Source organism: Streptomyces sp. NPDC021356 (assembly GCF_040641015.1).
Lineage (GTDB): Bacteria > Actinomycetota > Actinomycetes > Streptomycetales > Streptomycetaceae > Streptomyces.
Genome location: NZ_JBFACU010000007.1, coordinates 266,785 through 279,467, shown reverse-complemented (window position 1 = coordinate 279,467; position 12,683 = coordinate 266,785). Strand labels below are relative to the sequence as shown.

The window sequence follows — 12,683 nt, the reverse complement described above, 5'->3', positions numbered from 1 at the left end:
GTGAGGGGATGCTCCCAGATTCGCATGTCCGGCACCCGTAGCGTGCGGCGCGCGGCCGCTCACGCCGCCAGGGCCGTCAGCCGCCGCAGGGGCACCTTGTGGCGGTGCGGGCGCGTGGCGGGCAGGCGCAGGCCCATCAGATGGGGGACGGCGAGGCAGGGGACGGTCTGCGGGGCGCGGCTCTCGGGGATGTCCGCGCGGGCGGTCGCGTCGGGGTTGCCGTTCTTCTGGTGCGCGAGCTGCTGGATCATGACGTGCTCCTTGTCGTGCGGTGGTGCCCGTTCTGGTCCTGCGGTGTCCTCTTTCGTCCGTGGTTCGGGGTACCGGGGTCCCGGTGCCGGCTCTGCTGTCAGTTCTGTGCGCCGGAGCGCAGCTTGGCCAGGTCGGCCTTGACGGTGTTGATCGGGATGGCGAAGCCGAGGCCGACGCTGCCGGCGCTGGAGGAGTCCGAGGCGGCCGCCGCCGAGTACATCGCCGAGTTGATGCCGATGATGTTGCCGTTGGCGTCGATCAGCGCTCCGCCGGAGTTGCCCGGGTTGAGGGACGCGTCGGTCTGGATCGCCTTGTAGGTGGTGGTCGAGGAGCCGGTGTCGCCGTTGAAGTGCCGGCCGCCGAACTCGAAGGGCCACTGGCCGTCGCCCTGGCCCTGCCCCTGCCCCTGCCCCTGGCTCTCGTCCGTGGACACGGTCACGTCCCGGTCGAGCGAGGAGACGATGCCGCTGGTGACGGTGCCGGTCAGGCCCTCGGGGGAGCCGATCGCGACGACCTGGTCGCCGACCGCCACGCCGTCGGAGTTGCCCAGTGCCGCGGGCTTCAGACCGGAGGCGCCCTCCAGTTTGACCAGGGCCAGGTCCTTGGAGCTGTCGGTGCCGACCACCTGCGCGGTGTACGTGTCGCCGTTGCTGGTCCGCGCCTTGACCGACGAGGCGCCCGCTATCACGTGGTTGTTGGTGACGACCTCGCCGCCGCTGCTGACGACGACGCCGGAGCCGGTGGAGGTCCCGTTGTCGAGCGTGGCGGTGATCTCGACGACGCTCGGGCTGACCGCCTTGGCGATCGCCGAGATGCTGCCGCGCTGGCTGGAGGGGACCACGTCGGTGCTGGTGCTGCTGGAGGCGACGGTGTCCGTGCCGGTCAGCTGCTGGAAGGCGTAGGCGGTGCCGCCGCCGACGGCCGCCGCGGCGATCGCCACCGCGGCGAGCAGCGCGAGCGGGCCCTTGGCGCGCTTCCTGGGGGCGGGCCCGGCCGGGACGGCGGGCAGGAGAGCGGTGCCGCCGTCGTACCCACCGCCGTGAGAGCCGTGGCCGCCGTGAGAGCCGTGAGCGGTCTGCGCTCCGTACGGCTCGTACGCGCCGTGAGCGCCGTGAGCGCCGTGCGCGCCGGGCTCGGCGGCGGCGAGCTGCGCCGGAGCGTGCGCCGGGGGGTACGCCGGCGGGGGCGGCCACTCCGGGTTCACGGGCGAGGCGGAGCCGGTCGGGGCCTGTCCGTCACCCTGGGGGTACTCGTACTCGCCGCTGCGGCGGATGCTCTCGGTCATGTCATTGAGAGTGACCCGCGATCATGAGAGCTTCCTGAGTCCTCGCTGAAAAGCCCGACAGAACCTCGTATGCCCGATATAAAGACGCGCCGCCATCGTGCCGCTGCAAGGAAACGCCGCGCGGGCGTCGTCTCACTCGCAGCCGCCGAAACCGCTCACTCGCGGCCGCAGGAAACGCTCACTCGCAGCCGCAGGAACCGCGTACCACCAGCCGTGACGGGAACACCTTCAGCCGCTCCCGCCGCGACCCGGCGACCCGCAACCCGTCGTCCAGCACCAGGTCCACGGCCGCGCGGGCCATCGCCGACCGGTCCGAGGCGACCGTGGTGAGCGGCGGGTCCGCCAGCGCCGCCTCCTTGATGTCGTCGAAACCGGCCACCGCCAGTTCGCCCGGCACGTCGATGCGCAGCTCACGCGCCGCCCGCAGCAGGCCGATCGCCTGGTCGTCGGTGGAGCAGAAGATCGCCGGCGGACGGTCGGGCCCGGCGAGGACCTCCAGACCGACCCGGTAGGCGTCGTAGCGGTTGTACGGCGCTTCGAACAGGCGTCCCTCGGTCGGGAGCCCCGCCTCCGCCATCGCGCGGCGCCAGCCCTCGACGTGGTCGGAGACCGGGTCGCCCACGGCGGGCGTGTCCGCGGTGCCGCCCATGCAGGCCACGTAGTCGTGGCCGTGCTCCAGCAGGTGCCGTACGGCGAGCTGGGCGCCGCCCAGGTCGTCGGTGACGACGGCGACGTCGTCGATGGCCTCGGGCCGCTCGTGCAGCAGCACCACCCGGGCGTCCCACGCCTCGATCTCGGCCGCCGCCAGGTCGTTCAGCGCGTGGGAGACCAGGATCAGCCCGGAGACCCGCATCCCGAGGAAGGCCCGCAGGTAGTGGACCTCGCGCTCGGCGACGTAGTCGGAGTTGCCGACGAGGACCATCTTGCCGCGCTCGGCCGCCGCCCACTCGACCGCGTGCGCCATCTCCCCGAAGAAGGGCTGGCGGGCGTCCGGGACGATCAGGCCTATCAGGTCCGTGCGCCGCGACGCCATGGCCTGGGCCACCCGGTCGGGCCGGTACCCCAGTTCCTTGATCGCGGCGAGGACACGCTCGCGCGTGGCCGGGGCGACCGGCCGGGGTCCGTTGTTGATGACATAGCTGACCACGGCGGTGGAAGTCCCCGCCAGTCTCGCCACGTCGTCCCGAGTCACCTTGGCCACGCGCGGAGTCTACGCGGATGGACACGCCCCGGGCAGGGAGTACCGGTGCGTGGATGCGGGGCCGCGACGCCGTGCGCCGACGGGCGGTGGATCATCCACGGGCGGGCGGTGGGTCACCCACGGGCGGGCGGTGGATCATCCACGGGCGTCCCGATCACCGGTACGGCATCCGGACCACCGGCCTCCCCGCCCGGTCGCTCACGTCTCCGCGTGGACCGGCGCGCCCGTGGGGGAGTCGTCCGTGGTGCCGCGCCCGGCCGCCCCGGCCCTGCCCTTGGCCCCGTCCGCGGCGCGGTCCGTCTTCTCGGGCTTCTCAGGGGTGACGAACCGGTACCCGACGTTGCGGACGGTGCCGATCAGCGACTCGTGCTCGGGGCCGAGCTTGGCCCGCAGCCGCCGTACGTGGACGTCGACGGTCCGGGTGCCGCCGAAGTAGTCGTAGCCCCAGACCTCCTGGAGCAGCTGGGCGCGGGTGAAGACGCGGCCCGGGTGCTGTGCGAGGTACTTCAGCAGCTCGAACTCCTTGAAGGTGAGGTCGAGCACCCGGCCCTTGAGCTTGGCGCTGTAGGTGGCCTCGTCCACGGACAGGTCGCCGTTGCGGATCTCCATGGGCGAGTCGTCGTTGACGATCTGCCGCCGGCCCATCGCCAGCCGGATCCTCGCCTCCACCTCGGCGGGTCCCGCGGTGTCGAGGAGTACGTCGTCGACGCCCCAGTCGGCGGTGACCGCCGCGAGGCCGCCCTCCGTGACGACGAGGAGCAGCGGGCAGCCCGGCCCGGTGGAGCGCAGCAGCTGGCACAGGCTGCGCACCTGCGGCAGGTCGCGCCGCCCGTCGATCAGGATGACGTCGGCGCCCGGGGTGTCCACGAGCGCGGGCCCCTCGGCCGGGGCCACCCGCACGTTGTGCAGCAGCAGCCCGAGGGCGGGGAGCACTTCCGCCGACGGCTGGAGTGCGTTGGTCAGGAGCAGCAGAGAACTCATCGAGACCCCCCTGTCAGGGTCGTCGTATGGTCGTGCACGGTTCGCTCGTCCATGGCGTCTGGTTCCTCCTCGGGTCCCTGCGAGGACGTTTCGCGGCACTGTTCGTCGCTTCGTCTGGGTGCGGACCCCGCGCCCCCGGGACCCGCCGCGGATCCCGGGCCGGTGAAGGAACCCAAGAGCCACTGCGCTCCCGGCGGCCCCCGTACACCCGCGGTTTCCCGCGTCGTATACAACGCCCGCCGAAAGCACAAAAGGACCCGGGGGCGTCGCTGCCCGAGTCCTCTTCGCAGCAGAATAGCCGACATGAGCTCGCAGTCGGCAGGTCATGTGGCGCGTTCGACGATCGTCCCGGAGTCCGAGACGCCGCCGCGTACACGTGTCAGGAGGTTTCTGCGCACGGCGGACGGGGTGGCGATCGACGCGCGGCACGAGCCGGGAGCGGCCGCGCGCGCGGGATCCGCGACCGCTGCCGTCGTGTTCGTGCTCGCGCACGGTTTCACGGGTGACCTGGACCGGCCGCACGTGCGCCGGGTGGCGGAGGCGTTCGCCCGCCACGGCGCCGTGGTCACCTTCTCCTTCCGGGGCCACGGCGCCTCCGGCGGGCGGTCCACGGTCGGCGACCGGGAGGTGCTCGACCTGGCCGCGGCGGTGGAGTGGGCGCGCAGCCTCGGGTACGGACGGGTGGTGACCGTCGGCTTCTCCATGGGCGGCTCGGTGGTGCTGCGGCACGCGGCGCTGTACGGCCCCCGGCAGAGCGGCACCGGCACCGGCGCTGACACCGGGGCGGAGGCCGGCGCTGACATGGGGGCGGAGGCCGGCGCTGAGAGGCGTACAAGAGCGCACGAGACGGCGCACGGGACGGCGCGCATGCCGGCACACACTGACACGGTGGTGTCCGTGAGCGCCCCGGCGCGCTGGTACTACCGGGGCACGGCCCCCATGCGCCGGTTGCACTGGCTGGTCATGCGCCCCGAGGGCCGCCTGGTGGGCCGGTACGGCTTCCGCACCCGGATCCACCACCGCGACTGGGACCCCGTCCCGCTCTCCCCGGTGGAGGCAGCGTCGCGCGTCGCGCCCGTCCCGCTGCTGATCGTGCACGGCGACCGGGACGCCTACTTCCCCCTCGACCACCCCCGGATGCTGGCCGCGGCAGCCGGTGACCAGGGCGAACTCTGGCTGGAGCCCGGCATGGGCCACGCCGAGAACGCCGCCCCCGAGGACCTCCTGCACCGCATCGCGCGCTGGGCCATCTCCCGGGAGGGCCTAACCTGACCATGTTCATTACCGGGGTCCAGCACAGAGTGAGTCGAGGAACGGCATGGCAAAGGTCACGGTGCGCTACTGGGCGGCGGCGAAGTCCGCGGCCGGCGTCGCCGAGGAGCCGTACGAGGCGGTGACGCTCGCCGAGGCGCTCGACGCGGTGCGCGAGCGGCACCCCGGCGAACTCGTCCGCGTCCTGCTGCGCTGCTCGTTCCTCATCGACGGTGACCCGGTGGGAACGCGCGACCACGAGACGGTACGGCTGACCGAGGGCGGCACGGTCGAGGTGCTTCCCCCGTTCGCAGGAGGGTGAGCGATGACCGACCGGCCGTATGAGGGCTCCGGGTACGACGGCTCCCAGCAGGGCGCGTACGAGGGCTACGACCCGTACGCCCAGCAGCAGCACCAGCAGTACCAGCAGCAACAGCAGTACGAAGAGCAGCACCAGCAGCAGTACCAGCAGCAACAGCAGTACGGGCAACCGGCCCCGCAGCCGTACCCGTACGCCCAGCCGCAGCCGCAGCCGCAGCCGCAGCCGCAGGCCTGGCCCGGCCGGCAGCAGGCGTACGACGATCCCCACGCCTCCCAGCAGTACACGCAGCACTGGCAGGGGCAGACCTGGGACACCCAGACCCACGGCCAGCCCGTCGTGGCCGCGCCGGAACCCGCGTCGGCCCGGACGGCGTACCTGCCCCCGCTGCCCCACCCCGAGCCCCAGCCCCAGCCGCAGCCGCATCCCCAGGCGCAGCCGGCCGTCCCCGCGGCGCCGAGCGCGGGCACCGGCACCCCCCCTCCCACGGCGCCCGCCGCCCCCACCGCCTCCGACGACCCCGCCTACGGCCCCGCCACCCTCGCCGGCAACACCCGCGTCACCGACGCGCAGCGGGCCCGCGCCGAGGGTCGCTCGCCGATCATCGACCCGGGGATGCAGCCCGCCGCGCTCACGGCACTGCTCGGACTGCTGCTGGCCGGTGCGGCGGAGGTCGGCACGTACGCGCTGCTCGTGCCGCTGGTGGTGCTCCAGGCGGTGACGGCGGCCGGCTGGTTCCGGCTGAACGGCATGTGGCCCGCCCGGCAGGGCATCGCCCTCGGTTTCGCGGGCGCGCTCGCCTCCGACGTGGCGGTGCTCGGCGCGGGCCGCGAGCACGCGCCCGCCGCGATCCTGGGCACCCTCGGCGTCTGGGTGCTGCTCTCCCTCGTCCTCCAGCTGCGCTCGCACGCCGACCCGGACGAGCGCATGTACGGCCTGATGGCGACCGTCGCCTCGGCGGCGCTGTCGATCCTGGCGACCGGCTACCTGGCGGGTGGCGCGGACGCGGTCGCGGTCGGCGCGGTGTCGGTCGCGGTGGCCGTCCTGGCGCGTGCGCTGCCGCTGCCCGCGGCGGCCTCGGTGGTCGTCGCGCTGCTCGCGGCGGCGGGCGCGGGCATCGCGGTCGGCGGCATGACGGGCCTGGGCGCCAAGGGCGCGCTGCTCGGCGCCGGCGCGGCGGTGTGCGCCCTGGTCGGGCACCGCGTGGCCGCCTACGACTACCCCTCGCGGTTCGTGCACTTCACGGCCGGGGTCGCCCTGCCGCTGTCGGCGGCGGCGCCGGTGGTGTGGGTGCTGGGGCGCGCGCTGGGCTGAGACCGGCGGATCGTACCGGTGCGTAACAGCTGATCGACAAAGTCCGGGCCGCGCTGTGCGGCGGGGTTACGCTCGCGCAGGACGGCCGCCCGGTCGTCGTCGATCCGCTCAGGTGGGGGGAGCACCGCATGCGCGCGCTGCGAGTACTGCTGATCGTCGTCGTGGTCCTCGGCGTGCTGTTCGTGGTGGCCGACCGGGTCGCGGTGCACTTCGCCGAGGGCCGGGCCGCCGACGAGGTGCGGTCCGCGGAGCACCTGGCGAGCACCCCTGACGTGTCCATCAACGGCTTCCCGTTCCTCACCCAGCTGGCGGGCGACGAACTGGACGACGTCGAGGTCGGCATCAAGAACTACGAGGCGGACACCGGCGACGGCGGCGGGAAGATCCGTATCGACGACCTGAAGGCCGACCTGAAGGGCGTGGAGTTCTCCGGGGACTACAGCTCGGCCACCGCCGCAGGCGCCACGGGCACCGCGCTCATCTCCTACGACGAGTTGCTGAAGACCGCCAAGTCCACGCCGACCGACATCGGCTTCGGCCTCAAGGCGCAGGTGGTGGGCCTCTCGGACGGGGGGAACGGCAAGATCAGGCTGGCCGTCAAGGTCGCGTCGTTCCCGGTGATCCACGTGCTGAGTTCGGTCGACGTCCGGGGCGACAAGGTGCGCGTCACGGCCGACGGCATGCCCAAGCTCGCCGGGCTCGCGCTCGCCGAGGGCCGGATGCGGACCATCACCGACTTCCAGCAGGCCATCGACCGGCTGCCGGGCGGCATCAAGCTCGACTCGGTGCGGGCGGCGAAGGACGGTGTCGAGATCACGGTGAAGGGTTCGCACGTCAGGCTCGCCGGGTAGCAACCGGTCGGCACGTCCGGTCCGCCGCCCGCCGGGCGCTCCGGTCCGCCGTCCGGCCGGTGCTCCGGTCCGCCGTCCGGCCGGTGCTCCGGTCCGCCGTCCGCCCGGCACGTCCGGTCGGCAGTCTTTCCGGTGCCTGCGGTCGGCAGCCTGACCGGCGCCCGCGGTCCGCCGTCCGCCGGGCGCGTCCGTCTGACGAGACGACCGCGTCCGCAGGGCAGATGCGGAGGAGGGAAGCGGCAGCGCCGGGCACGCGCCCGCGCACCCGAATCCTGCCGTTGTCCCACATCGCGGACGATCCCGTCTCATGATGCGACACGCCGGTGACATGTCCGCCTGTCCCTCCCTACGATCGACGGCATGAGGCGACAGGCGGATCTCACGAAGCGGCGGGCAGTGGACCTGTGCCGCGTTGCCGCCATGCTCTGTCGCCCCTTCTGAGCGGAAGCCCCCCGAGGTTCCGCGTCCCTCAGCCGCCCTGCCCGAAGGGCATCCGTGCGCCGCTCGCACCCCGAGCGCGCAGTCATGCACCCGCACGCCCCGCCGTAACTGCCCCGGAGGAGATTGAGCATGAGCCGTAGTGACGTCCTGGTCGACGCCGACTGGGTCCAGGAGCACCTGGACGACCCGAGCATCGCGATCGTCGAGGTGGACGAGGACACGTCCGCGTACGACAAGAACCACATCAAGAACGCCATCCGCATCGACTGGACCGACGACCTCCAGGACCCGGTGCGCCGCGACTTCGTCGACCAGGCGGGCTTCGAGAAGCTGCTGTCGGAGAAGGGCATCGCCAACGACCACACGGTGATCCTCTACGGCGGCAACAACAACTGGTTCGCCTCCTACGCGTACTGGTACTTCAAGCTCTACGGCCACGACAACGTCAAGCTCCTCGACGGCGGCCGCAAGAAGTGGGAGCTGGACGCCCGCGAGCTGGTCGACGGCACCGACGTGCCCGAGCGCGCGAAGACCGAGTACCAGGCCAAGCCGCAGGACACCTCCATCCGCGCCTTCCGCGACGACGTGGTCAAGGCCATCGGCGCGCAGAATCTGGTCGACGTGCGCTCGCCCGACGAGTTCTCCGGCAAGCTGCTCGCCCCGGCCCACCTGCCACAGGAGCAGTCGCAGCGCCCGGGCCACGTGCCGTCCGCCAAGAACATCCCGTGGTCGAAGAACGCCAACGACGACGGCACCTTCAAGTCGGACGAGGAGCTGAAGGCCCTCTACGCCGACGAGGACGTCGACCTGGGCAAGGACACCATCGCCTACTGCCGCATCGGTGAGCGCTCGGCCCTGACCTGGTTCGTGCTGCACGAGCTGCTGGGCGTGGAGAACGTCAAGAACTACGACGGCTCCTGGACCGAGTACGGCTCCCTGGTGGGCGTGCCGATCGAGCTGGGTTCCGGCAAGTGAGCCGGTAAGCGGAGCAAAACGAAGCAAGCAAGCGAAGCAAGCAAGCAAGCGAAGCAAGCAAGCAAGCAAGACGGAACCGACCGTACCGACCTCTCTTCAGGAGTACGCCATGTGTGGAGCGAAGGCCGGCGGCCCCGACGCCTCGACGATCAAGCCCGGTGAGACGACGATCCAGGGCCAGGTGACCCGCGACGGCGAGCCGGTGACGGGCTACGTCCGCCTGCTGGACTCGACCGGCGAGTTCACCGCGGAGGTCCCGACCTCCGCCACCGGCCAGTTCCGGTTCTACGCGGCCGAGGGCACCTGGACGGTCCGGGCCCTGGTCCCCGGCGGCAGCAGCGCGGACCGCACGGTCGTGGCCCGGCAGGGCGGCCTCGCGGAGGTCGCGATCGCGGTCTGAGACCGCCGAGCACGCGGAGGGCCGTACCCGGGGTTGGACGCCAGGGTACGGCCCTCCGGCATGCCCGGGCGGCCGTGGCGGCAAGGCGCCGCGGAACTACCCTGGAGGTATGTACGCACGGCGCCGCCACGCCTACTTCGCCATGATGGGCACCTGTATCACCCTGTTCGTCCTGGCGTGGGGGGTCGTGCGCATCTGGTCGGTCCCGGCCGCCGTCGGCATGTGCCTGTTCGCCATGGTCATCCCGCCGGTCGCGGCCATGGTGGCCAACCGGCGCGGCCCCGACGACCGCTGGTGGGACGACCCGTCCGGCGACCCGAAGTCCGACGAGTGGTGGGACGAACTCGACGGCAAGAAACGCCACTGACGGGCCACCGGAGGGCGGTACGCCTCGTTATCCGCAGGGCGCGGTGCGCCTCAGTAGACGAGCGCCTGCGTCCCGTCCCCCAGCGCCTCCTGCACGAAGACCTGCGCCCCCGCGATCCGCACGCCCTCGATCACGTCCTCCTCGGTGATCTCCCGGCGGGCCGCGCACTGGGTGCACAGCGTGATACGGCCGGCCGCGAGGACCGAGTCGATCAGGTCGGGCAGCGGGGCAGCGTGCGGAAGCTCGAACTCGGCCGCCCGCCCCGGCAGCGCGAACCAGGACGACTCCCCGGTCAGCCACAGGGACACGTCCACCCCGCTGGCCACGGCGACCGCCGCGACCGTGAACGCCTGCGAGCACCGCTCGGGGGCGTCCGCCCCCGCCGTCACCTTGATCACGAGCTTCTTCGCCATGCCCGAATCGTAATCAACTCCGCTACAACCACGGCCTCCACCTGTGGGTCTCCAGTGCAGCGCGCATACGGAAGGTGCGCTTCATGTTCTGTGGGGGCACGTCTTGGAAGTACCGGAAAGACCGAGTTCCGCACCCGAGGGGGTTCCGGAGGCTCCGCCGGAAGCACCACCCCGCCGGTTCAGGCGTACCGCGCTGCTCGTCGCCGCCGCGGCCGTGCTCGGCGTGGTCGCCGGCACCTGCACGGGCTACGTCGTCCAGGCGGGCCGTGAGCCCACCTCGCTCCCGCCGCTCTCCCAGCCGGTGGTCGAGCAGGCCAAGGGCGAGGCGGAACCGCTGCCGGCCGCGCAGGACCGCCGCGTGAAGAGGGACGGCGACCTGCGCAAGCTGCTGGTCGACCGGCCGAAGGGGGCCCGGGACGACCCGTACGGCGCGAACGGCGACGGCTGGATGAGCCTCACGGAGTACGCGCACGAGTTCACCAAACCGGACAAGGCGTTCGGCAACGACCTCTCGGACGACTTCCGGCGGGCGGTCGGCACCAGGTGGGAGACGGGCGGCACCCATGAGGTCGAGATCCGTCTCGCGCAGTACCGCCAGGAAGAGGAACTGACCGCCGCGGGCCAGGCCGACGGCGCGATGTACTGGGCGGAGCGGGAGGTCCGCGGTCACCGCTGGCCGATCCCGGGCACCGGCTCCGGCATGGCGTACACGGCCACCGAGCCCGACCGGAAGCCGGGATACCTGCCGGTGTACCAGGCTCGGGCCCACGCCTGGCGCGGCGACGTCGTGATGGAGATCTACATCTACGACACCAAGCCGATCACGAAGAAGGAGATCATGAGTCTGGCCCAGCGGCAGATGGGACGGCTGTGAACGAGAACCAGCCCAACCAGTCGGACCAGTCGTCTGTGCCGGCTCCCGCTCCCGCCCCCGATTCCGCCTCCGACCCCGCCCCCGCGCCCACACCGCGCCGCCGTCGTGCGGGCGTCATCGCCGGGTGTGTCGTGCTGCTCGCCGCGCTCGTCGGCGGCACCGGTTACACCGTCAGCACCGTGCGCGCCGCCGACCGCGCCCCCGGCGCTCCGGTCTGGCGCCTGCCGAAGTCCGCCGCCGGGCAGCGCCCGGCCCCGGCCACCGGTCTGAAGGCGATGCTGCTGCCTTACGGGACCCAGGAGTTCGTTCGCGGCCCCGACATGGGTGAGTTCGGGAACGATGCCGAGCTGAGCGGCGCGCAAGCCACCCAGCTGCGCAAGGACGCGCTGCGCAACCTGCCCCGCTCCCAGCGGCGGCAGCTGTCGAAGGAGATCGACAAGCAGCACGTCAAGGGCATGGTGATGCGCAGCTACATCAACGACGGCGCCGCGGTCGGCGGCAACTCCTACGCGGAAAAGGCCTACACCGTCCAGATCGTGCTTTCCCGGATGGGCAGCAGCAGGACCGTGCGTTCCATCGCGGGCTACCAGCAGCAGTTCTTCGAGACCCTGAGGATCTTCCGCGCAGGTCCGAAGATCGAGGGGCACAAGAACGCCCGGTGCTTCCTGCCGCCCGCGGATTCCAAGGAGAAGCTCGACGCCATGATCTGCTCCGGGTACGAGGGTGACGTCCTGGTCAGCGCGACCATGCAGGCGGTCAAGCCGCTCGACACCGAGGACGCGGCCCGGATGTTCAGCAAGCAACTCGACCGCATCAAGGTATCGGGGCAGGCGGTATGACCGAGCAGACCACCGAAGCGGCCGCCGGGCAGACCGCGCTCCGGAGCACCGAGCAGAGCGCGAGCGGCACTCTTCCCGAACCACCGACTGCGCCCCCGCCGCCGGCCACGGACCCCGCGCTCACCGCACCGCCCCCGCCCGCCCGGCGGGACCGCCCCCGGCTGCGGGCCCTGCTGCGGTGGACCGCCGCCGTCGCGGTGTTCGCGGTGGCCGGTGCCGGGACGGCGTACGGCATCACCTCACTGGACCGCACGGACGTCCCCGGCCTCGCCACCGCCTCCGACGGCCGCTGGGACTACCCGCCGGTCGTCAAGCCGCCGCTGCCGCCCGGCCGCCCCGCCGTGGACGACACGACCAACACCGCCGGCGCGCACTACGCCGACCTGCGCGCCCTGGTGCTGCCCGCGCCGCACGGCGTCCGCGAGGACACGGCGCTGCGGGGCACCGGCGGCTGGCTGGCGACGAAGGACTTCCTCGCCGTGTACGCGCGCCCGCAGGACCGCGGGAAGTTCGGGCAGCAGCTGACCGACCACGGGCTGCGGCACGTCGCCGCCCGCGGCTGGAGGGCCGCGGACGGTACGCGTACGCGGATCTACCTGCTGCAGTTCGACACCGCGGCCGTCGTGCAGCACCTGTACGACAGCGGGCTCTCCCAGTCCGGCGGCCCCGGCTACGAGCTGGCCGGCGTCGACCGGTCCGTCTTCGACAACGCGTTCCCGACCGCGTCCCGGGTGGACGGCGTCGACCGCGTCGCCTACACCGAGGCCAAGCCCTACGGCGCCGAGCAGGTCCGGCAGGCATACCTCCGCGCGGGTGACGTCCTCGCCCTGGTCGTCCAGTCCCGCAAGGGCTCCGCGCCCGCCGTGCCGTTCCAGCAGACGGTGACGCTGCAGAGCGAACTGCTCGGCTGAGCGGGTGAG

General features: G+C 72.4%; 16 protein-coding genes. 11 read left to right on the top strand and 5 right to left on the bottom strand.

Features of this window, described 5'->3' with window-relative positions; all coding sequences use genetic code 11:
* Positions 1-59 precede the first annotated feature (59 nt).
* The 4 genes from AB0G56_RS12160 to AB0G56_RS12145 all read right to left on the bottom strand — a co-directional run bounded on the left by AB0G56_RS12160 (position 60) and on the right by AB0G56_RS12145 (position 3,719).
* Positions 60-251: a hypothetical protein gene (locus tag AB0G56_RS12160; RefSeq protein ID WP_360967514.1), complete on the bottom strand. Its 192-nt coding sequence runs from the start codon at positions 249-251 to the stop codon at positions 60-62.
* 98 nt (positions 252-349) lie between these two features.
* On the bottom strand, positions 350-1,537 hold the full coding sequence (locus AB0G56_RS12155; RefSeq protein WP_360967511.1) for a trypsin-like peptidase domain-containing protein: 1,188 nt from the start codon (positions 1,535-1,537) through the stop codon (positions 350-352).
* 178 nt (positions 1,538-1,715) lie between these two features.
* Positions 1,716-2,738, bottom strand: coding sequence for a LacI family DNA-binding transcriptional regulator (locus AB0G56_RS12150; protein ID WP_360967508.1), 1,023 nt, complete (start codon positions 2,736-2,738; stop codon positions 1,716-1,718).
* 198 nt (positions 2,739-2,936) lie between these two features.
* Positions 2,937-3,719 carry a response regulator transcription factor gene (locus tag AB0G56_RS12145; RefSeq protein WP_360967505.1) on the bottom strand — a complete coding sequence of 261 codons (783 nt, stop codon included), beginning with the start codon at positions 3,717-3,719 and terminating at the stop codon, positions 2,937-2,939.
* A gap of 303 nt (positions 3,720-4,022) precedes the next feature.
* Between AB0G56_RS12145 and AB0G56_RS12140 the strand changes: the two genes are divergently transcribed.
* From AB0G56_RS12140 to AB0G56_RS12105, 8 genes are all read left to right on the top strand, one after another.
* Positions 4,023-4,991, top strand: a complete 969-nt coding sequence (locus AB0G56_RS12140; protein WP_360967502.1) for an alpha/beta fold hydrolase — start codon at positions 4,023-4,025, stop codon at positions 4,989-4,991.
* 46 nt (positions 4,992-5,037) lie between these two features.
* Entirely contained in the window at positions 5,038-5,292 is a 255-nt protein-coding gene (locus tag AB0G56_RS12135; RefSeq protein ID WP_360967499.1) for a MoaD/ThiS family protein, read from the top strand.
* 3 nt (positions 5,293-5,295) lie between these two features.
* Positions 5,296-6,603 carry a hypothetical protein gene (locus AB0G56_RS12130; RefSeq protein ID WP_360967496.1) on the top strand — a complete coding sequence of 436 codons (1,308 nt, stop codon included), beginning with the start codon at positions 5,296-5,298 and terminating at the stop codon, positions 6,601-6,603.
* A gap of 128 nt (positions 6,604-6,731) precedes the next feature.
* Positions 6,732-7,454 (top strand): DUF2993 domain-containing protein, encoded by a 723-nt coding sequence (locus AB0G56_RS12125; protein ID WP_360967494.1) that lies wholly within the window; start codon positions 6,732-6,734, stop codon positions 7,452-7,454.
* 360 nt (positions 7,455-7,814) lie between these two features.
* Positions 7,815-7,895 (top strand): Ms5788A family Cys-rich leader peptide, encoded by an 81-nt coding sequence (locus AB0G56_RS12120; protein ID WP_351055874.1) that lies wholly within the window; start codon positions 7,815-7,817, stop codon positions 7,893-7,895.
* Between the two features lie 129 nt (positions 7,896-8,024).
* Positions 8,025-8,870 (top strand): sulfurtransferase, encoded by an 846-nt coding sequence (locus AB0G56_RS12115; protein ID WP_360967491.1) that lies wholly within the window; start codon positions 8,025-8,027, stop codon positions 8,868-8,870.
* A 109-nt stretch (positions 8,871-8,979) separates the two neighbouring features.
* A complete protein-coding gene (locus tag AB0G56_RS12110; RefSeq protein ID WP_360967488.1) occupies positions 8,980-9,270 on the top strand; it encodes a DUF1416 domain-containing protein in 291 nt (96 codons plus the stop codon).
* A gap of 109 nt (positions 9,271-9,379) precedes the next feature.
* A complete protein-coding gene (locus AB0G56_RS12105; RefSeq protein ID WP_360967486.1) occupies positions 9,380-9,637 on the top strand; it encodes a DUF3099 domain-containing protein in 258 nt (85 codons plus the stop codon).
* Positions 9,638-9,687: 50 nt separating this feature from the next.
* Here the strand turns inward: AB0G56_RS12105 and AB0G56_RS12100 are convergent, their stop codons facing one another.
* The gene (locus AB0G56_RS12100; RefSeq protein ID WP_360967483.1) at positions 9,688-10,050 is read right to left on the bottom strand and encodes a DsrE family protein; all 363 of its coding nucleotides are present in this window, start codon (positions 10,048-10,050) and stop codon (positions 9,688-9,690) included.
* A gap of 103 nt (positions 10,051-10,153) precedes the next feature.
* Between AB0G56_RS12100 and AB0G56_RS12095 the strand changes: the two genes are divergently transcribed.
* From AB0G56_RS12095 to AB0G56_RS12085, 3 genes are read left to right on the top strand one after another with little or no spacing between them, the layout of a single operon-like run.
* Positions 10,154-10,924, top strand: coding sequence for a hypothetical protein (locus AB0G56_RS12095; RefSeq protein ID WP_360967481.1), 771 nt, complete (start codon positions 10,154-10,156; stop codon positions 10,922-10,924).
* Positions 10,921-11,763: a hypothetical protein gene (locus AB0G56_RS12090; RefSeq protein WP_360967478.1), complete on the top strand. Its 843-nt coding sequence runs from the start codon at positions 10,921-10,923 to the stop codon at positions 11,761-11,763. The genes AB0G56_RS12095 and AB0G56_RS12090 overlap by 4 nt, the downstream gene beginning before the upstream one ends.
* A complete protein-coding gene (locus tag AB0G56_RS12085) occupies positions 11,760-12,674 on the top strand; it encodes a hypothetical protein (RefSeq protein WP_360967475.1) in 915 nt (304 codons plus the stop codon). Before AB0G56_RS12090 ends, AB0G56_RS12085 begins: the two co-directional genes overlap by 4 nt.
* Positions 12,675-12,683 lie beyond the last annotated feature (9 nt).